Below are 21,842 nucleotides of genomic sequence, written 5' to 3'. Positions count from 1 at the left end.
ATGTATATAGATGATGAAACCAATTTCCATTATACAAGCTGATATTATCTTTAAAGCTCTATATTACACAGCACGTAATGAAGGTGTTGAATTACCAGATGAGTTGACTGAAATATATGAAGTATTAGCAGAAGAAAATCCGAAGGAAACACATGTAACAGATGCTGTGGATGTCATGGAATATTTAAGTGAGTTTATTAAAGATAGTAGTGAGTATCAAGAATATTTCATCAAAGAAGATGATTTAGATGATGAAATATAAAAAGAATGAGTCTGTGAAGAATGGATCAACGATTATGTAATACATTTAGTAAAAATTTTTCTTAATGGTGAACAGTACGAACTTAGAAAAGACCTAAAAACGAGATTACTCTTGTTTTTAGGTCCTTTTTTATTGGGGGCGATCTTTATTTGAATGTTCATCCTTTACTTTTTCGAACAATTCATATAGAAACTTTGCACAAGTAGAAAATGTGGCTTTGAAATAAAGTTGAACTGTTTTGAAAAAAGATGAACCCGAATTCCCTATCTCTATAAAGAAGGGATTTCGGTATTCTTGTGGATTAAGAACCTGTTAAGTGATAATAAGTTATTCCATTAAAGGGACATTTCCTTGAATAAGTGAAATAAGGAAATTTGTAAAATATGTTACAATTTAACTAATTTAAGATAAAGCAAGGGAATTGGCATTATGTTTTTAAATCTACTTCTAAGTTATTATCTTGAGCTTGGATTAGAATCTATATTAAGTATAGTGAAAAGGGAGAATTAACTCATAAATTATCATTTAGGGCTGCATTTTTATTACAGTATTCTTCTTTGGGAGAGACAAAATTAGAGGTTTGTAAAAATATGAAGTCAATTTATGATTATCGCTCTGCGATTATCCATGGTGAAAATCAAAGTAATTTGGATAAAAAGAGATAGCTATCTAATTTAAACGAAGAGGCAAAATTAGTTGTAGAAGTCGCATAGGCATATTAAAAGAATGTATAAAGTTTTGACACATAAACTAAAATTTTTAAAATCTAAAAATATTGATGAAGGAATACTTGGAAATTAAGAAGAATACAGAGAAAAAGAGGATTGATTATTACTATGTCTAATGAAGAGGTTTTATTAAATAAAGTTTTAGATGCGAGTTCTAATACAATTTGGGATGAATTGAAAAAGATAAGAGAGTCTTCAGAAAAAGAAAAAAAGACTATTAGACGTAGATGGATATGGGAACTTATTCAAAATGCATCAGACTGTACACCTAAAGGTAAGAAAATAGATATAAAAATAGATTACTCTAATAATCAAATCATATTTAGTCATAATGGACTGCCATTTTCGTATGAAAATTTATTAGATTTAATCACACAAATTTCCTCAAAGCAAAGTTCAGAAGAAAAGAAAATAGGCAAATTTGGAACTGGTTTTATGTCAACTCATTTATTATCAGATATTGTACAAATTCAAGGGTCGTTTATTCAAGAAGATAATAAGTATACAAAATTAGAGTTCACTGTTGATAGATCAGGAGATGATTATAGCGATATTAAGAAAAAAACAAAAATTATGTTAGAACAATTAGATCTTGTAAGCAGAAATCAAGAGGAATTACAAGAAAAGTATGAGGATACAAAATTTATTTATTCATTAGAGGATCATGACATAAGAGAAGCAGTAGAGGAAGGGATAGTAGATTTAAAAGAGACTATTCCTTATGTATTAACTTTTAATAAGAATATCAACTCTATTACATACAATGGTAATTGTTACAAGAAGGGAAATGAAAAAACTTCAAGTAAAAATGACAAGCTAACAGTTGTTCAAATTAACGATTCTGATAGTAATAAAGAGTTGCTAATATTAAATGAAAATAATGTAACGATTGGTTGTGCTATTGAGTTTAAAGACGATAAGTTATATTTCTTACCAATTTCCAGTACTACGCCAAAAATTTTCTGTGAATTTCCTCTATTAGGAACTGAAGAATTTAGTTTTCCTATAGTCGTTAATTCAAATTTATTTGATGTAAAAAGAGATAGAAATGCTATTAGAGATAGCAATCAATTAAATAACGAATTAATACAAGTAGCTGTCTCTTTATACAAGGAATTAATAGATTATTGTTCAAAAAGTGCAATGACAAGAAATGAATTCAATATATGTATTTTAAAAAAATCAACTTCATCAATTATTCAAAATAATAGTTACAAAGAGATCAAAGAATATATTGATAAGAGTGCAATCATTCCTATTCATAATCATACGGAAGGTTCAAAGCGATTGGCATTTAAAAATAGTGATGGACAAATGGTAATAGGCATACCATCAACAGAGGAAAAGATTCATCAAGACTTATTTTGGGATATTTTATCTAATTTAAAAACGTTTCCGATACCAACTAAAGATACTTATAAAGGTTGGGATGCGGTGTTTGAAGGTAATGTTCGATTTTCTTGGATAAACGATACTTATTTAAAAAATTCAAATATTGATAATTTAGTCGCCTTTTTGAAAGATACAACCCAATTTTTAGATTGGTTGAATGCTTTTTATGCTCTCTGGATTAAGGATGAAGGTCTTGAGAAAGTTGTAGAATCAGTATTTATACCGAATCAAAATAATAATTTTGTGAAATTTGATAAGATTTACTCCGATAAAAATATAGATGATGAACTAAAACAGATTTTAACATTATTGGGTGGGAATATTAAAGGGCAGTTATTACACCAAGAAATTAACTCATTTGAAAACTATTTTAAAGAACACCCCAAAAAAATTAAGACTAATGAAATATGCTCTGATCAGATTGAGTCTAAAGTATCGGAAATTCTAGGTAAGGAAACTGTGGATAGGGCAGAAAGAGAAGAATCTACTCAAAGGGTATTTAATAGATTAACAAATTGGTTCCTATCAAATCCTGAAAAATCAAAAGAGTGGTTTGAAAATTTATATCCGAAGAGAATGATGTTGTCTTCCCCAGAAGAAAATCTAAGAAGATATAAAATAGCCGAGAAAATAGAAGAAAACAATATTAAGTATGAAGAATTAGATGAAATTATTAATAATCGAGATAAAATAATGGAGATTATAACTAACTCTGAACTGAGTAAAGAAGATATTATCAATCAATTAAAACATGTTATTACCTCATCCGAAGAAATGAAACGCTATGTTGAGAATTTACTACATAGAAGTACAGAAAATATTTTTAAATATTTAAGCAGACTTAAAGATTATACACTTCCAGCAACTTTAGAAGAATGGATGAATGAAAAGTATTCTGATACGGTATTTCCAGCTAAGTATAACGGAAATGATTATAGAATCATTATTCGTCCAAGTGATTATCAAAAAATAATATTTTATTATGATGAAGAATTAGAGGCTTTAGATGATGTCAACTATCAATTGTGGACGGATGATGGAGAAGTACAACGAATGGTTACTTTAGGTGATTTGCTTAAAACAACAGGTATATCTAAAATTCCATTGACTAAGTTATAAGAGAGGTAATTCTTAGTGTTTAGAACAATTAAAGATATTGAAAACAAAATAAGTACAAACAATAGACAGAATACAACATATATACACCCAATTGCGAGTCATGAAGAAATAGCAAAATTAATTGTTGCATACTCAAACAGTAACGGTGGAGATATAGTCTTTGGAATACGAGATGATGGTAAAAGATTAGAAATAAAGAATTTTCCCTTTAGATTTGATTTGGAGAGAGCTCAAAATTTGATAGAGGGTAATATAGATATTAAAAGTGAGTACTTTACTTTAAAAGGCATTAAGCTATATTATATTTCTATTAATAAAGCAGAGGAATTAGTAAAAGTAAATAAAACGATTTATAAAATTGGTGATAGTGGAGTGGCTGAACAGATGAAGAACCAGAAGATATTTATTTCATATTGTTGGAATGATATAGCGTTTGCTGATTTAATTGATAATGATTTCAAAAATATAGGGTATACTTTGACTAGAGATGTTCGAAACATTGAGTTTAAAGATAGTATTAAAGATTTCATGAAAACTATTGGGAAACACGATTTTGTTATTAGTATTATTAGTGACCAATATTTAAAATCAGTAAATTGTATGTATGAAATATCTGAAGTTATGCGTTCGCATGAATATAAAGAGAAAATGTTATTGGTAATACTAAAAGATTCTGATAAAGAATTTTTACCTTCACTTTCAGAGATACCGTCTACAATTGCAGCTAATATATATTCTTTTGAGCAACGGATAGGATATATATCTTATTGGGAAGAGAAAGAGAAGGCATACTCGGAAATGATTCGGAAAATAACTCAAGATACAAATAAGATTGAACCTTTACAGGAGTTAAAAAGAATAAAGAGTATCTCAAATAACGTCAGTGAATTTTTATCTGAAATAAGTGATTGGAACAATACTAATTTAAGTGACCTAAAAGCATCTGACTATACTGCTTTTATAAAAGAAATTAACCAAAGTGTTAACTAAATGATTGCTTTGAATTCATTTAATGCTATATACATTAGTGGATAATTGATATTTTAGTCAATCTTTTTTATAAAACCAAACGCCACACAAAAATCAAACCCACACATTTTGATCAATCTTTGTTCAAAATGTGTGGGTTTCTTCTATTATAAAATCAACGTTTGCAAAATGTTTTTAATTGAACTTTATTCGAAAGCTACAGCACAATAAAATTGCTGAGTAACTAACCCACATTATAATACCAGTCTATTTATATCTTTTATAATAATTATGATTATGTTATATTTTTAGTATAACTTTTCTTTTTATTTATTTGCAGATCCATTTAGGATTTTGCGGTGATGACTATTAACAAAAGCCTTTGGGCAGTTTGAGATTCATAGCTTTTTATTTTGCTATGTAACCAATCTGCTCAAAGGCTTTTTTGCGTCCATTAAAAAGGATAAGTCAAAATTACTTTGGGAAAGGGTGTTTAGTTTGAATATTACTAAGTTGGAGGAACACTTTAACGAGCAAAAAAGAATTTTTTTAAATCAATTACGAGATTATGGAGTCTTTTTAGAACATTGTAGTAAGCAAGGCTTCTTGTATCAAATTACTAGGTCTATAAAAGGTAATTTATATCAATTTACAGTAGCCTTGCATAACGGGAAAATTAACATTATTCAAATGGATAATGTAGCAAATTGAACTTCATAGATTGAGAGATAAATAATCAATAATATTATCAAGAGTAAATGGACGTCTATTACTGATGTCCATTTTTTTATTTAACTAACCATTATTTATGAGCGGGACAATAATAAAATATCAGGAGTGCTTAACATGAATCAATTATCTATTTTCGATACCGATACACAAGATACACATAATTTTAACAGTGTTAAAGATGTAAGAACGGATAAGCAGGAGAAGAAAACCGTTGCCTATGATGTAGGAGCGACGATAAGTGGTGCTAGGAAGCATTTAGTAAAAAGAAAAATGAATTTCCTAGATAATCCGAACAAAGCCGATTTACATGCATTTGAGGATGAAGATGTAGTCACCGCTGCGGAGGTTATCACACGAGACACATTCTTTAATTGGTTTTCCTTTAATGATTGTAGAGAACGCGGGGTAGAACCTATGGCAGCAAAGGCTATGCAATTACTTATCCATCGTATGCCGAAAACACCTGCTGACAATAGGGAAAGCCGCTTAAAATATATGAATGCCTGCTTATATATTTCTGAGCTATTCAAAAATATAACAACCTGGATTTCATTTCAAGAAGCTGAATCAGAGATTAGTCAAATGCTTTACTATGAAGCCCAGATAGATTATTTAGATAATAAGGTAAAAGCGATTAATGAAATGATTTCAGCTGAAAAGGATCCTGATACACTCGAAAAGCTAGAGAACCAAAGAGCTGAATACCATAAAACCTATGGGATTGTAAAGAAATCCAATGCTGTATCTTTATCTTCGTTGGATAATTCTTTCCGAAAGTTCTTCCGTGACCGTTCATCTAGATCAAGCGCTTATAAAGCTATCGGTAATCATTCTACTTGGGATACCTTAATCAAAGAACCAGGCATAAGTACTGATAAATCAGTGAAAGTGAAGCGTAAACCTGTATGGGAAAGAGAACTTCCAGAGAGACCAGACCGTTTTGGAGGAAAGATTATTAAAATAGAAAGCCCTGAAGAATTGATAAACCATTTTAATTTTAAAGCAGTAGAATTTGGGCATTATCTCGATGATGAAAAAGGCAGAGAGCATTTATTCCGCTCAGCAGAAGCATTTACAGATTTAATAGCACTGCTTAAAATTCCATCACATTCTATAAGCTTGGGCGGAGAACTATCAATTTCATTCGGCTCCCGTGGGCGCGGATCGGCTAATGGCCATTATGAACCAGCGAATAAGGTCATCAATCTTACTAAAGAGAGAGGGTCACTTGGTATATTAGCCCATGAATTTTTTCATGCCTTAGATCATTACCTATATAACTATTCATATGACTTTAAAAACGGGAAATATGGTTTCTTATCTGATAAGGTATATGGGTCAAATCTTCCATTAGAAATTCAACATGCAGTTGATGAATTAATGGACGTGATAAAAGAAGGGAATGCCCCAGCCTATATAGATGTATCTAAATGTAAAGGAACCTATAGATTTAACCGTGTATTTAAGAGACGTTATCAGGATTTTAATGGAGAACTTCAAGATTTTATGGACGAAGTGATAGAGGAGTATGATGAAAGAATCAATAATCTTCTATCTTTTTATGTAAATAAATCCGATCGTGAAGCTTATCTATCCAAAAATGAGCGGAAGCGGAAAATGCATATTAAAAAACATGCGGAAGCTCTTGCACAGTATCATCAAGAAATAACCGGTGAAGAGTTAACACGTATTCCATACTCATCTGACCGATCTTTGTATTATCAAACAGCTATAGATTTAGACAAGGGGAAGGTCAAATATTGGGCGTCGAATGTGGAACTTACCGCTCGTGCATTTGAGGGCTTTATATTAGATGAATTAACTCAAATCGGGTGGGTAAGCGACTATTTAGTATGCGGAGCTCGTGATCCAATATTTCCTCAAGGCGAAGAACGACAAAAAATAAATTTAGCGATGGGGAATTTCATTAAAGCGATTCATCCAATCCTAAGTGGAAAAGATTTAAGTAAATAACTGAGAAGAATGGAGCAACAAGAAAATGATTACTATTGCGAACAGAGTGTTACTAAATTCAAAGGAAGCGGAATTTGTACAGTCCGCTGCCAGTCAAAAAAACCATTATAAAGAAGAGAATCTTGAACGTTTATTAGCACTTATTCCTGGCGAAAAGGAAGCGGAGGCCCTAACATATTATAATTTTTTAACAAGTGTTTCAGGTAGAAAATCCTTTGAGTTTGAATTTATCATGGATCACATATCCGGAAGTTTTATTTTCCATAACTGTACCGTTGATGAAGCAATAACTAATGGATTTTTAAAACTTGAAAAAGAACACCCAGACTTGAATTTGAGCGCTGAACTGGAGATCTTAGTGTATCCTTCAGTGGAAAACCTTCCGTATGAAATGTTTATAAAACATCATAAAAATGAGGGAATGTAAACCATAATAGACAGAGGAAAATCTTGTCTTTACAAGGTATTCCACCTTTGCTATACTTTAACTATTAATTTGCGACATTTTTTTGTCTGCGGTATTGAACATCAAGCTCTTTTGGAGCCACTTTTTTGTGGACCCCAAAAGAGCTTTTTCATTGAATTTTTATGAAAAGAGGGAGTTATATGCAAACTACATATATACAGATAGAGAAAATTGATACCTTTGAATTTGGATATGCCATTCATAAGGAATTTGTTGAAATTATTGCAATTGATCACCAAAAAAACTATATACGAACGATTGGAAGATGTACAAATTCAACTAATCCAGATTTTCTTTTAGAGTCTCGTATCCGAAAGGGATTTAATGAAAAAGGATTAAAATTTCAAGGGAGAAGCGGTTATCGTCTCCAACGATTACTTGATAATAAAGAAGCATTGTAGTTTTTTATTATGATTTCATATATAATATGTATATACTTTTTTCTTTTCTTTTATTTGCGACATTTTATGTCTGCGGTGATGACTACATATAATAACCTTTCGGGTTAAATTGGATGATAATAGGTACTTTACTATTATTAATAATCAATTTTTCCTGGGAGGTTTTTTTTCGTTTTCATCCACTAAAATATGGTGAGAAAAAGTAAAAAACTATAGGGAAGGGTGTTAGGGTATGGCTAAAAAAGGATTTATTCGAAAGTCAGCCGACGAAAAAAAACAAGAAGTGGAGAAATTATTAGAAACATTGGACACAGGTGTTAAAAACTTTGTTTATGATCCGGAACGCTACAAAGCACTATTGGATATGGTCACAATGATGCCCAATTATTCATTTAATAACATTGTGCTTGCCAAGCTACAGCTTCCTTTCGCTAGATTTATTGCTCCATACTCAAAATGGAAAGAATTAAATCGCAACGTAAAAAAAGGAGCCAAAGCACTGCGTATTTTAGCGCCGCGTTTTAAGAAAGTTTTAGACAACACAACTAATGAAGAGGAAACCAAGCTTATTGGGTTTGTTAGTGTCCCTGTTTTCGATTGTACGCAAACGGAGGGAGATCCGTTACCGATAGAAAAACATAAGCTTAAGTTAGACGGAGAATCCGAAGAAGCCAAATCTATTCTTTCGTGTGTAATTCAATTAGCAGCGGAAGATGAGTGTAAGGTAGATATTGATTATGCCGAAGGAGCCAATGGCTTTTACTCACCTAGTACACACTCGATTGTGATTGACTCCTCATTATCTGTTAATCACAAAGCGAAAACAGGAGTACATGAACTAGTGCATAGTCGTATTCATCGAGACACTAAAGTTTCTCCTGAAGAATGTGAGTGTGTGGCTGAAGGTGTTGCCTATATTGTTTGTTCATATTTTGGATTAGACACTTCTTCTTATTCATTTGAATATGTAAGGGGCTGGTCAAGCGATCAGGGAGCATCCTTATTAAAATATGGAGAGACAATTCAAAAGGCAGCAAGTCAATTAATACGAGATTTTGAACGAATGGCCGAGGTAAACCTTGTAGAAGAAGATGCAGTTATTCAAAATGAACTTTTATCTGCATAATTAATACGTATTTGCGATGTTAAAACCAACTATTTCATACAGAGACCGAGCAATCTAAGGATTAAATTCTTATCCAAGAATTTAATTAAGGTTGTTTTTTTTATGGCCGAAAGGAGAACATAATGAATTTTAATATTGAAACAGAGGACAATCCTAAATTATTTCAGGTATATATCAATTCCGCTTGGCATGAGGTATTTTGCTACGGGCTGGCATTTGAAGAATCCAACCGTTCCTACGATAAATTGCTATTTACAATTGTAAGCGGGAGTGATACGGCTTTACAATCCATAAAAGCAGCTATAGATATTGGCTCTTATGGAGGATTAAAATTTGGTTATGGAGAAAAGGAATTAACCGGATATAAGTTTTTCACAGAGAAGACGTTATTTGGAGAAAAAGGGAAGTATGAAAAATTCTCCATGACTCTCAACCAAAACCGTAAAGCCCTAGCAATCGTGCACGAGGATGTTTTAAATAACAGTAAATACGTTCTGTCGTTTGATGGAAGCCCTGCACATGATATTGCTCAGTTATTAGGCGGAGCTAAATTTGGACTCCACATTCTACCTGAATGGGAAGAAACGGTCTTGGAGGAATTGATTAATCGCAAATATTTAGTTGAACATCAACTGTATTGCGATTCATCGCTATTTCCTGAAGGATTGAGTCTTTATTCTATTGATTTAGAAGAAGTGGTAGCGGATCGTTTCATTGAAAATCTATTACAAGAAAAACTTATTTCATTTCCACGAGAAGGAACAGGTACCAAATTAGAGGAACTTGAAGGTCTGACTTCTTATTTGATGGATTTTAATGGTGCTATGGTGGAAAAATTAGCGGAAACCGTAACGCCTACTCATAATCCATTAGAGCATGAATCGTTAGCTCATTATTCCAGTTATCCTCGTGAACTCTTTCCTGTACAAGCGCACACTGCTACTGCAGTTGCAAAAAGACTGCGAAATCGAAAAAGTAAGTCAGTTCTTATACAGGGCGAAATGTCTACGGGAAAATCTAGTATGATGACAGCGATCGCTGATGGGTACCATCATTTAAAAGGAAAAAAAGGGTACCACGCTTGTTTAATGTGTCCTCCTTCCTTAACGAAGAAATGGCCGGATGAAATTCGTGAATTAATACCACACGCTAGTATTCATGTTATTTCAGATTCGAGTCAACTCATTGCCTATCATTCAGAATGGACGAGACAAGGGCGCCCAGAACCTACGGTACCTACTTTCTTTATTATCTCATTTACAACAATGCGCGGTGATTCAAGAACCGTACCTGCCGTTCATTATGTAAATAAATTAACTTCAAAACAGAGGTTAGATAAGGAAACTAATTCCTACAAAAACGGATTCTATTGTCCTTCTTGCGGGAAACCTCATCAAACAGTTGATGGTAAAACAAGTGAGCTTGATGAAAATGGGAATGAAGTAGTGAACCTTTCAACGAGTAGTATGACCGAAAATGAATTTGGAGACACTAGAAGAATCAAATCAGGGGTTAAGCCAGCAAATGCTTTTTGTTTCCATTGTAATGAATCCCTTTGGACAAAAAAAGTTCCAAATCGTTACTCAGGGTTCAAAGAGTGGGCCAGCCATGAAAAAAGAGTAATCCATGCTCTTGGACAAAATAACAAGCGCTTGATTGCGCAGGTTCAATCAGAACAACCAGAATTCCCAAAAGTAGTCGGAATGCCAAGACGTATAGCGACGATTGAATATATCAGAAGAAAAATGCGGAAATTTTTCCATATATCCATTATCGACGAGGTGCATGAACTAAAAGGGGGTATGTCTGCACAAGGTAATTCCCTTGGTTCGCTAGTAGCAGCTTCAAAGAAAGTTGTTGCAGGCACTGGTACTTTGTTTGGCGGGAAATCTGCCGATGTCTACTTCCTCCTCTGGAGATTATTGCCACATGAATTGGTGGCAAGCGGATATCGATACGAAGAATTTACCCGTTTTAGTGAAGAGTATGGAAATATTGAGGAAACAGTCTACACACGTAGAGATGGTTCAAAGGAATATTCCAATACGAATTCTCGTGGCGGTGAACAGCGTTCTTCTAAAAAAATAATGCCAGGTATATCACCATTTATTTTCGGAAGATATATGGTACAAAACGTCATCAGTGTTCGACTGAAAGATGTATGGCCAGATCCAGTAGAATTGGTGGATACTCCAACTATCTTTGTACCAATGACTGAAGAGTTACGAGAAAACTATCAAGTTATGATTAATACTTTTGAAACAGCGATTAAGAGACTTAAAGATGGACATAAACTGTACATGCCTATGACGGATTACGGAATTGCTTATCCGGATAATCCCTTTACATTTCCAGATGCAACATTGCTAACGGAAGAGGGAGATCGGGAAATCATTTGGCGTGCTAAACACATAGGCGAAGACTGTACACTTCCTAAAGAAGCTAAGCTTCAAGAAATCATTGAAACAGAATTAGCAGAAGGAAGAAAATCCATTGTTTATGTGAGAGATACGGGCACCTCAGTTTCTGAACGCGACCTTCGTCCTCGACTCAAGAAAAAACTTGAAGAGATCGGTGCTAAAGTTTGTATCTTAGATGCTAGTACAACTAAAACAAATATGCGAAGTGACTGGCTAAAACAAAAGATTGAAAAAGAAGGCTACGATGTGTGTATCGTGAGTCAGGAATTAGTAAAAGTTGGTCTCGACCTCCTTTGCACTCCTACTCTAATATACTATCAATTCTCCTGGTCCTTGTTTACTATCAATCAGTCATCGAGAAGAAGTTATCGTATTGGCCAAACTCAGGAATGTAGAATTTTCTATCTTGCATACGAAAACTCTTTCCAACAAAATATGGCTGAAATTATCGCTATGAAGAATCGTGCAACGGCTGCTATTAATGGTGAGGTTTCATCAGACGGACTGTCCGCTATGCTTGGCGATGAGGGAGATCTGCAATCCATGTTGATACAAAGCGTTAAAAATGGAGGAGATATCCTTAAAGGCAGTGCCGAAGATTGGATTAACCAAACTACAGACAGGGCTCGTGAACTTTTATCTGGGATCGGTAGGAAAAATCGGAAACTATCCGTTATGGAGCAATTTACTAATTGGATTGATACTGAAATCAAAGGGCAAACATCTAAAGAAGCCATGTACCGCATGAAAGAGGAAATGGTTGAGAATATTCAAAAAGGGATTGTTCCAGGATTTGTTGTCAATAATGGGGTTCTTGAAGTAGACATTGTAGGAGCATTTGGTATTGCTCGAGAATTTATTTCAAATGGATTCATTATTGAGTTACTAATTAAACCAACAGTGACTGAAAAATCGAATAAAAGTACTAAAGAACCAGTTGAAATTATTTCAATTGTCGAAGTTAAAACAGAGAGTAAAGGAAGGAAAAAATCAAAACAGCGCGCCGCAGAGGGTCAGCTTGCTTTTGATTTATTTGCCTAATAAAACTTAACATTTGGAGGAGCATACGATATGAGCTTTATGATTGAACCAATTCAAATAAATTTGTTTTTAATTACTTATTTGTTAATTGAAAACTACATCATGTACCATCAAAGGTTTAGTACCTCAATGGATAAAGAAGCTATTGAATATATTCCATTATGGGGAATGCCGAAAGAAGTTATTAGTGAAGATGAATTAAAAGAACAAAATGAAATAGCGGCTGTGTATAGTCCTTCAATTATCGAAGAAGAACACGAAGCATATTTCCAAAACTTCACTAAGGATTTATTAGAGGAAGATTGTATAAATGTGGAGCCCCCGCATTCCTATTTTGAACATGAATATATTCATACCGAACAAACATGGGAAAACCTTGTTGAACCAGTTCGAAATTTGGATCAACAAGCTGGACCAAACGAACACTCTGATACATTAACAATGGATGATTGGAACGAAGATCTAAGTACAAACGTATCTAACCAACTCAGTACCAAAGCTAATGCTAAAATTGAAGATTGTTTGTTAGGAGAACAGCAATGGGTGGTTGAATTAATAGGACAAGAACAAGATTTTATACATGTTTCAGACGGGACAGCCCGTGCATGGATTGATGCAAAAAATCATATTGACCTTAATAGAGGTGATATTCTATCAATTTTGGTCGATAGAATCTCTTTTATAGAGATTGAGGCTAAAGCAATTGATATTTTACAATCACGCTCTATGGAGTTCATGATTCTGGATGAACCTAATTACCAAGATTATCAAATAGACATTACAATATCTGCTTAGTAAAGAAATAAGAAGTTATCCGACTTTAGTCGGATTCTTCTTATTGATTAAAATGATATTTTTTAATCAATAAGAAGAATTTGTATATACATTAGTTATAAAGACCTATTTATATTATATTTCACTGGAAAACATTGATATGTAACTAGTTAATTAGTAATATAGGTACGGGAAATAAGGGAGGAATATTCAAAAATGGAAAAATGTATGTCGAAAGTTGTCGAAATTCAAATTGATGAACTAGCTACTCTAACAAAGGATATTCGAGATAAGGGCTTTTTGCTAAAAGAAATAGAATTAGAGTATCGTAAAAAAAGCGACCTGGTAATAGTTCGTATTATCGGATATAAAAATAAGAAGCTTTCAGAAAAATACTACGAAACAATTGAACAAAATATTCAGCAGCTTGATGGACAATACATAAGTCTACTTATTAAACAAATCAAGGCCAACTTTACAACCAAAATCTTAGTAGATACCCATGGAAGGCTGTCTTTACATCAAAGGCTAATCGATATCAAAATAGATTGTGAGAAAGGGCTAAATGCCGATAAAGTATTCAGGAAACCATTTTTGAGTCTTTTACCTTTTGCTGAATATATAACCGAGATTGAGTTTCGCGGTAATGCATACCAAGTAAAAGTGATGGATGTTCAATTACTTATTACAGCTGAGGATCTTGCTGAAATAGTGGAATATCCTTTAATTAGTCCTAGAGCAGAACTACAATGGACTCAAATTGGTAACCAAGTATTTAAAGAACTTACTAGTGAATTTAATTCCCATATCATTATACCTTGTATTGAAGGTGAATTATATTGGGAAAGCAAGCTTGATACGGTCCAATTGCAAAAAAAGAGCAGTGGGAGCTTATAAATGAAAGAATATACTGGTGCACTCATATTATTTCTTGGTCTTTTCTTTGCCCCACTTGCAGTAACAGCTAGTCCGCTGCCTTTTATGCCTGAAATGGATGAGAATAAAAAAATAGAATCAACTACGTCAGATTCGTTATTCCAAGGATTATTAAGTGATTTTGGTGGTTTAGTAAAACCACTATATGGTTGGGGAATTGATTTAGTTACAGCACTCTTTGTTATAGGAACAGTCGTAATGATTATGTCCATTCTATTTAGAAATGGACAATGGCAAAAGTATGCTCAAGGTACAATGTTTATATCATTCATAGTTATGCTCACTCTACGCGGCCTCCCTATCATAATCTTATCTTTAAAAACAGCAAAGGATATCGATGTATTAATAAGTGATTCTGTCTCTACTTTAAGTTTTGTAGCTGTATTTTTAGGTTTAATTAGTATTTCTGTAAGCTTTCTTTTTCGATTCGGATATAAGCTCATTGAACATCCGGAATTTCACAAATGGTCAAAAAACTTAATTAGCGTTTCTATTCTTATGATGGCTCTTGCTCTAACAATTCCATTTCTATTCCCACTAATTTAAGCCAAATTAGAATGTTTTTCATGAAAAAATTTGTTATAATTAACTTATTATACGACAGGGAATACCCCTTTAATGAACATGGAGATCAATCCGTGGTTATTAAAGGGGTATTTTTGTGTTTTTCGAAAGGAACTTTTTATGAATATGCTACTAGTTGGACCCCAGGACTTACGTATGCGTTGGCACTCATTATTTGAGGTTTTTTTTCCAAAAGTAAAGATTCTTGAAGAAGATACTAAAGATAATATCCTAAAAGAAACTAATGAAGTATTCAAGCTTGTCGTTTTCTTACCTCAAGAAATGGATAATTTTTTCTTGCAGTATCTATCTAGCCTACAAAACAAGTCTGTTCCTATTTTATGTATGGTAGATAAAGTGAATTTTAAGGATTATCACACTTTACTAAGCAACGGAGTGAGCGGCATCATTTCTCAAGATTCTTCTTTGGATATATTGCGTAACGCCATTCATCTAGTCAGTGATGGAGGAATGTACTTTGAAGCTAGTATAGCTTCCCATGTGTCTTCCTTTTTAGAAAAAGTATGCAAATAGGATTTCTAAAAACTCACCTTTATTTTTTAATTGCATTACATAATATAATATTATATTATATAGTGTATAAAATATAAGGAGTGAATTAAGTAATGAAGAAAACAACATTAGCGATAATTGGTGGTTCACAAAAACAAACGTTTGAAAAAATAGGTGCAAAACATGGTTGTGCTGTGTTATTTCATGACGGAAAAATTAGAAATGGTGCAGTAAAAAAAGATTTCAGTCCAATCGTGAAAAAAGCGGATTGTGTCGTTGTTTTACTGGGTGCATGCGGTCATGTAACTATGGATGTCATTAAAGAATTATGCAAGGAAAAAAATACACCGGTTGTTTACCATCAAGGTCGCGGAGGGAGCGGGGCCATTAATTCGGGATTAAATCTTTTAAACTCCAGGATTGCAGCATAATAGAAGAAATGTTTTCAAACAGGTAAGAACGAGCTATTACTCAACATAAAAACAACCTATAAAGGTAGAGCGCTCAAATAAAACGTATGATAAAAAACAGTTGAATTAATTATATTCAAATTTATGTAAAGGAGAGCAGCCAGTGAGGATCTTAGCATTTGCAGATACAAGAACATCTTTACAACTGCCGGATGAAAATCCTGATTTAGTTCTATTGTTAGGAGATATTCCTTCGATCATGGTATCTCGTATTGACCGTAAATATAATTGCAAGAAATTTGGTGTGCTAGGCAACCATTGTCACCCAGAGGTTTTTGCTGGTACTAATGTCCAAGATATCCATAACATCATTGTTACGCACTGTGGATTAACATTAGCTGGTTTTGAAGGTTCACCTAAATATAAGGATCGTCCCTTTGGACATCATTCAGAAGAAGAAGCTGAATTGTTTATTGCAACTGTCGGCAATAAACACATTGATATTTTAATAACTCACTCTAATCCAGCTTATGGAGATATGGAGTTGGATTACGCTCATAGAGGATATCAGGCGTTTTCACAATTGATATTAAAAGAGCAAATTAGTCACTTTTTTCATGGTCATTTACATGACCCGTTTAACAAGAAAATAGGTAAAACAACTATACATTCTGTTTATCCTTATTTATCACTTGAAATCTAAATTCTTAATTTTAGTAATGTAGAGGAAGAAAAAATGAAACCTAATAAAGTTGAAGTAGCTAACCGATTAAAAGCAATCCGTTCAAAGTTAAATTTAACCATTTCAGAATTTGGTTTAAAAATAGGCCATGTGCCAAAAGGAACGGCTAATTCTTGGTTGCGAGGATTGGCGCTACCTCCCAAAGAAAAATTAATACGAATTGCTTTCCTAGCTGATACAACTACTGATTGGATCTTATGGGGGGACGAAAAATCGATCCCAATGGTTCAAACATCTGTTATAAAATGCCCTTATTGCTCCATAGAACAGCAAAGCAATATATACGATTTGACGAAGAAATCGAGGGGTATGCTGGGTAATTTCCAACATATATGTGACCACTGCCACAAAGATTTTACAGTCGAATTTGAGTTTTACCCTTATATCAAGACTGTCAGCAATGTGTGAAATAAAAAAATGGAGGAAACGCCACCACAAATTACGAAACTCGAGAAGGGCGTCCATCATATTCTAGATACCAATTGAACATAGCTAATCTATTAAAAAAGGATGAGGTGAGTAAATTGAATGAACTGATCAAAACCTGTGTCGGATGCGGAAGTGAATATATGACATATAACGATGATTCTTTATTTTGTACACCCACTTGTAAAGAAAACCATTCAATTTTCAATGATGCAGAAGCTGTAGAAGCGAAGGAAAAGTCGGAAGTTTAAGGGGGATAGAAAAATCATGCACTCAGCATTTCTGGAAAACGGCAATCTTATTACAGCGAAGGAATATATTCCGGATTTACATGGTGTTCAGCTATTTTGCTTAGATAAGGTCTGTAGGGTGCCTCTTATATTTGTCCAGGGAAACGATGATGTAAGTCCACACTTTAAAACAAGCGGTAAGAATGATTCAGTACATAAAAAAAACTGCGGTTTCTCCAGAAAACTTTCCTTTCAAGAGTCAGTAAATAAAGTAGCAGAGTTTCAACAAGATTTAAAGAATAAAGGGTCAAAGGAGTTATTAATTCGGCTGAATTTGAATGCTATCGATCCTGATTATGTGGCTAAATCGATTGAAAGAGATGAAAAAGAAAAGGATCCCACAAACCAAGAAGAAATTAAAGTAAAAAAAGATTCCGGTACTCCTCAATCAATTGGATCATTAAAAGCAGTTAAAAAGTTATTTCTAGGTTATGAACCTGACATTTTAGCATCCATTATTATTTCAGTAAAAGGGAAGAAGATAGCAATATCTGAACTGATCCGCTCCCACGAAGAATCTCACAAAGCCTTATGGGAATTTAACACCTATGAAAATGTTCCGTATTTTGTACACGGTACTGTTGAACGAATTATTAGAAGAGATAAGGTTTGGTTTATTAAGTTTGATTCATCTTTTTCTCTGGTAGTATTTGATCGATACTTTAAACACTTTACCTATAAGGACGACCAATTAATAGGGAAAAATATACTTGCTTATGGATATTTGAAAAAGAACAATTATAACCCAGATAAACCATCTACAGAAATGATTATTAAGTCGAATAAATATCTAGAATTCCTTTAAGCATTGCATTAAGATCTATAATTCGATTTTATGAAGAAATTATGATTAGGAGAATCATCAAATGGTAGGCAACCTTATGTTAATCCTTCTGCTTATTTTAAGTGGTGCCTCTACTGCAGTCGGCATTTCAGAAGCAGAAACTTCAAGAAGTAATACATGCGTAAAGTGGTTATGGCATGGAGTATTTCCGTCATTTTTACTATTTTTGATGACAACCACCATTTACTTAATTCTTGTATTATCAGTAAATGGTCAATCAATAATGTTATTGTATGGTATTTTCTCAAGCGGACTTCTATTCTTCCTATTTAGCTTAATCTTTCTAGTTTCAATATATTCTATAAAATGGAAGAACAAAATTATAAAAATAGGACTATAAGATTAAACTATTATAGTTTCTCAATAAAAGAAACATCTACTAAAACTATGACTTATACACATGGAGAAGAACCAGTTTTTACAGAACCAGAACCTACTCCAGACCATACTGGTGAAAAATACTCATTATGGACTCCAGAAAATCCAGAAGGACCATTTGTATCTACAATGGTACCAAAAATTACAATAATGGGTGGAAAATCAGTAGATTCGATTATCTTAGATGATATCGTATTATCATTCGCTGAACCTATTGAAACTGAGTTAGGAAAGATAACCTTAACACCAGATGGATCAGGAAATACAATTGTAAGTATTCCAGATGGGTTAGGGACAACAGCGACAGACCGGACATTAGATGTAGAATACGAAGGAACAAAGTTCTTGAAGGTAATTGTAAAGCCGAAGCCATCAATCAATTTCAATTTATCATTTTAGTTATTAACTCGAAAAATCAAATATAAACTTTTTTAGTGTAGCACAGCAAAACGCATTCTTAATATGTTTTGCTGTGCTACACATGAAGCTATGTACCTCGATATTCATACAAATCAAAATATAGATTCACCAGAGGGATTGTGACATAGAATGGTATCTACAAGGAAACTAAGAATTATAAATAGCACTGAACAAAAATATAAAAATATTAAGAGTGAGCAACTCAAAGAAATTTCCATACTCAATAAGAGTTTTATTGAATTACAGAATAAATGTTCATTCTATAAAGACGATGCCAAATTAGCCAGGCATACATTAAGCGAATATAGCGAAGCATTATCAGAAAAGAAAAAAGAATTACATAATCTGAAATTTAAAATTAATAACATAATTAATAATGATGCTCTTATAAACCATCAAAAAGTGAGACTCATCGAGGCTCTACTATTAGAAGACTCGAACATTTTGAGAAGGTAATTTTATAAAAGTTTAATGCATTCAGGTTGAATTCTAATATGTAACGTAGCAAGAAATAAGTTTAAGTATGAATCTGATCACCATACTTAAACTTATAGGGGCAACCACATTTACATTTAGCCTTATTTTAACTGGGATATATTCCATTATTGTTCTTCTTCTTAATCATTATTGGAGCCAGCTTCTGCGGTGGATTTTTTTGATAATAAATAACAACAAGGACGCCATTGATGGTCGTCCTTTTTTATTTATAAAATTATTAATTTAGGTATTAATGAAGCATTTTTTTATTATTTTGCTCTGTTTTCATGTTAAATATTCATAACTTATGATAAAATGTTATTAATGGATAACAAAAAATGTTATCCGTGAATAAAATATCGTATGACTGAGAACACTAGTCTTAATATTGGATGTGGTTTTAATTGGCAGCATTCAACGGAGCTACACAAGCCCAAGTTGAAGACATTTTAAAGAAGATTGTTGATTGTATTCATCGGGGAAATGATCATTTTATCCTTTTAGCACAAAGAGATAAGAACGAAGCTACTTTGTTGGAATTAGGATTTAGAGCCGCAGATGTAAGACGAATTGTTGAAGAAGAACTAACTTATGAAGATTATTACAGAGGACCAAATCCAAATGGGAGCAGTAATGTTCCTCCACGATTGCGAAATAGTGATATGTGGGAATTTGGAAAGGTCGTTACTGGATACGAAACGATGGAAGTTTACATTAAGTTCAGTTTTATTGAAGACAATGATGGCCCTTTTACTTGTTGTGTCTCTTTTCATAAACCAGATCGTACAATTACATACCCTCTTAAGGCATCTTGAGTGGGGTGTAAGGAGGAAATAGATATGACGTTACAATTAAAATTCTGTGTTCATTGTTTTGAACGAACTCCAGTTGAACATAAATTTGTAACAGATAAAGTTGAATTGCATGGTGAAACTATCACATATGAAGCTGAACGTTATAAGTGTACAAAATGTGGACAGTACACAGATAACGACGAATTAACAGATCGAAACTATAGTACGATTTATCGTAAATATCAGGAAAAGAAAGATATGTTAAAAGCAGAAGATTTTCGTTATGTTCGTAACGAACTTTATCAGGTAAGTACGCGCGTAATGGCTAAATTAATTGGATGGAGCCCTGCTACTATCTCTCGTTATGAAAATGGAAGTTTACAGACGAAAAAACATGATACTCATTTTAAAACATATTTAGATCCACGCGCGATGAAACGAGCATTTGATAATAATCGTGATGAACTTGAAGAGAAACCTAGAAGAGAACTTGAAGATAGGTTATCTTTTTTATTAGATACTGTAAAATCAAGTGAGTTATTAAAGGGATTAGATGACAGGCTTACTTTGTTAAATATAGAAGATATAGATGATAAATGGCACATGACTTCTACAGAATCAGTAGAGATGTTTTTTATTATAAAAGGGCAAGAATTTAATGAGGAAGATGAAGACGATTTAAAAGTTTCTCCTTTAAAACTTCAGAAATTAATGTATTTCGCTCAGGGATGGAGCCATGCTTTCACTGGACACGATTTATTTGAAGATAATTTCCAAGCATGGAAACATGGTCCCGTAATTCCTGATTTGTACCATCGCTATAAACCGTATGGTTCAAAGAGAATTGATAAAGATTTTGGTGTATCGATTCATGACTTAGGTTTAACATCCGATCAGTTGAGTATATTACATTGGATATGGGATAAATATAGTAAATTTGAAGCGAAATTTTTAGAGGACTTAACACATATGGAGTATCCTTGGAGAAAAACGCGCGCAGATTTGCCTGATGATGCGAGTTGCGATTGGGTAATTAAAAAAGACGATATTCATCATTTCTTTGATTCAATGTATCGAACATTAAAATTGCTTCAGAGAAATTAATCTAAAGTTTATGTAGTCTAAAAGCCGATTTCTTGTTCTTCAACGGAAATCGACTTTTTTTATTCATACGAGTGAACCATATACATTGTCTTCGTGTTCTGCCCAAATACAACGACCGAATTTCCTTCTTCTAAATAAAGACGAACTCGATTGTGTATTTCACATAAAATTGAATTGATTTCAGAACTAGTGTTCGTGTATAATTTAGAAAAAGGAGATGGTTGATGTGTTAAAAGATAGAGGTACTATAAAATGGACCGGTCTGATGCTACCTGAGCATGTACAGTCCTTAAAAGATGCTTTGGTGGATGAACACCGGATAAAACAACCCATACTCGATGAGCAAGAATTAGAAGCTATAGAAATAACCATTTGTGAAGCAATGGAATTTAATACACCTGTTACATTTAAGCTTTTTAATAATGGGTTCGTACAGCAACTAACTGGTACTACTCATTACATCAATCATTTGAAGAGACAAATAATATTTCAAGATGGTGATGGTAACTTCCATCATATACTTTTTAAAAATATCATTAG

The 21,842-nt window shown here is 33.1% G+C and carries 22 protein-coding genes; all 22 read left to right on the top strand.

Annotation, left to right across the window (positions count from 1 at the left end; translation table 11 throughout):
* Positions 1-10: 10 nt before the first annotated feature.
* Positions 11-262 carry a hypothetical protein gene (locus tag V179_RS0125100; RefSeq protein WP_028393910.1) on the top strand — a complete coding sequence of 84 codons (252 nt, stop codon included), beginning with the start codon at positions 11-13 and terminating at the stop codon, positions 260-262.
* An 836-nt stretch (positions 263-1,098) separates the two neighbouring features.
* Complete coding sequence (locus V179_RS0125095) at positions 1,099-3,501, top strand: ATP-binding protein (RefSeq protein ID WP_028393909.1); 2,403 nt, start codon at positions 1,099-1,101, stop codon at positions 3,499-3,501.
* A 15-nt stretch (positions 3,502-3,516) separates the two neighbouring features.
* On the top strand, positions 3,517-4,491 hold the full coding sequence (locus V179_RS28725) for a TIR domain-containing protein (RefSeq protein WP_051405131.1): 975 nt from the start codon (positions 3,517-3,519) through the stop codon (positions 4,489-4,491).
* 825 nt (positions 4,492-5,316) lie between these two features.
* Positions 5,317-7,176, top strand: coding sequence for an LPD1 domain-containing protein (locus tag V179_RS0125080; protein WP_028393907.1), 1,860 nt, complete (start codon positions 5,317-5,319; stop codon positions 7,174-7,176).
* A gap of 25 nt (positions 7,177-7,201) precedes the next feature.
* A complete protein-coding gene (locus V179_RS0125075) occupies positions 7,202-7,603 on the top strand; it encodes a hypothetical protein (RefSeq protein WP_028393906.1) in 402 nt (133 codons plus the stop codon).
* Between the two features lie 179 nt (positions 7,604-7,782).
* On the top strand, positions 7,783-8,043 hold the full coding sequence (locus V179_RS0125070; protein WP_028393905.1) for a hypothetical protein: 261 nt from the start codon (positions 7,783-7,785) through the stop codon (positions 8,041-8,043).
* A gap of 232 nt (positions 8,044-8,275) precedes the next feature.
* Positions 8,276-9,169: an ArdC family protein gene (locus tag V179_RS0125065; RefSeq protein ID WP_051405130.1), complete on the top strand. Its 894-nt coding sequence runs from the start codon at positions 8,276-8,278 to the stop codon at positions 9,167-9,169.
* A gap of 122 nt (positions 9,170-9,291) precedes the next feature.
* Positions 9,292-12,630 (top strand): helicase-related protein, encoded by a 3,339-nt coding sequence (locus V179_RS0125060; protein WP_028393903.1) that lies wholly within the window; start codon positions 9,292-9,294, stop codon positions 12,628-12,630.
* Positions 12,631-12,660: 30 nt separating this feature from the next.
* Positions 12,661-13,425 carry a hypothetical protein gene (locus V179_RS0125055; protein WP_028393902.1) on the top strand — a complete coding sequence of 255 codons (765 nt, stop codon included), beginning with the start codon at positions 12,661-12,663 and terminating at the stop codon, positions 13,423-13,425.
* A gap of 195 nt (positions 13,426-13,620) precedes the next feature.
* Positions 13,621-14,301: a hypothetical protein gene (locus tag V179_RS0125050; RefSeq protein WP_028393901.1), complete on the top strand. Its 681-nt coding sequence runs from the start codon at positions 13,621-13,623 to the stop codon at positions 14,299-14,301.
* On the top strand, positions 14,302-14,886 hold the full coding sequence (locus V179_RS0125045; RefSeq protein WP_028393900.1) for a hypothetical protein: 585 nt from the start codon (positions 14,302-14,304) through the stop codon (positions 14,884-14,886).
* 138 nt (positions 14,887-15,024) lie between these two features.
* Positions 15,025-15,438: a response regulator transcription factor gene (locus V179_RS0125040; RefSeq protein ID WP_152534820.1), complete on the top strand. Its 414-nt coding sequence runs from the start codon at positions 15,025-15,027 to the stop codon at positions 15,436-15,438.
* Positions 15,439-15,530: 92 nt separating this feature from the next.
* Complete coding sequence (locus tag V179_RS0125035; RefSeq protein WP_028393898.1) at positions 15,531-15,848, top strand: DUF2325 domain-containing protein; 318 nt, start codon at positions 15,531-15,533, stop codon at positions 15,846-15,848.
* A 142-nt stretch (positions 15,849-15,990) separates the two neighbouring features.
* Positions 15,991-16,530, top strand: a complete 540-nt coding sequence (locus V179_RS28720) for a metallophosphoesterase family protein (RefSeq protein ID WP_034302601.1) — start codon at positions 15,991-15,993, stop codon at positions 16,528-16,530.
* A 33-nt stretch (positions 16,531-16,563) separates the two neighbouring features.
* Entirely contained in the window at positions 16,564-16,977 is a 414-nt protein-coding gene (locus V179_RS29365) for a helix-turn-helix domain-containing protein (RefSeq protein ID WP_051405129.1), read from the top strand.
* 116 nt (positions 16,978-17,093) lie between these two features.
* Positions 17,094-17,246, top strand: coding sequence for a hypothetical protein (locus V179_RS31145; protein ID WP_154664025.1), 153 nt, complete (start codon positions 17,094-17,096; stop codon positions 17,244-17,246).
* A gap of 16 nt (positions 17,247-17,262) precedes the next feature.
* Positions 17,263-18,090, top strand: a complete 828-nt coding sequence (locus tag V179_RS0125015; protein ID WP_028393897.1) for a hypothetical protein — start codon at positions 17,263-17,265, stop codon at positions 18,088-18,090.
* A 61-nt stretch (positions 18,091-18,151) separates the two neighbouring features.
* Positions 18,152-18,469 carry a hypothetical protein gene (locus tag V179_RS0125010; RefSeq protein WP_028393896.1) on the top strand — a complete coding sequence of 106 codons (318 nt, stop codon included), beginning with the start codon at positions 18,152-18,154 and terminating at the stop codon, positions 18,467-18,469.
* Positions 18,470-18,516: 47 nt separating this feature from the next.
* Positions 18,517-18,906, top strand: coding sequence for a hypothetical protein (locus tag V179_RS0125005; RefSeq protein ID WP_028393895.1), 390 nt, complete (start codon positions 18,517-18,519; stop codon positions 18,904-18,906).
* A gap of 902 nt (positions 18,907-19,808) precedes the next feature.
* Positions 19,809-20,219 carry a type II toxin-antitoxin system MqsR family toxin gene (locus tag V179_RS0124995; protein ID WP_028393893.1) on the top strand — a complete coding sequence of 137 codons (411 nt, stop codon included), beginning with the start codon at positions 19,809-19,811 and terminating at the stop codon, positions 20,217-20,219.
* A gap of 24 nt (positions 20,220-20,243) precedes the next feature.
* Positions 20,244-21,302, top strand: coding sequence for a type II toxin-antitoxin system antitoxin SocA domain-containing protein (locus V179_RS0124990; protein ID WP_028393892.1), 1,059 nt, complete (start codon positions 20,244-20,246; stop codon positions 21,300-21,302).
* A gap of 226 nt (positions 21,303-21,528) precedes the next feature.
* The coding region (locus V179_RS0124985; RefSeq protein WP_028393891.1) for a YolD-like family protein at positions 21,529-21,842 on the top strand (314 nt) is incomplete at its 3' end.

The organism is Bacillus cihuensis, assembly GCF_000504145.1.
Classification (GTDB): domain Bacteria; phylum Bacillota; class Bacilli; order Bacillales; family DSM-1321; genus Peribacillus; species Peribacillus huizhouensis.
The sequence above is the reverse complement of the archived record's forward strand: the minus strand, read 5'-3'. Positions and strand labels throughout refer to the sequence as shown.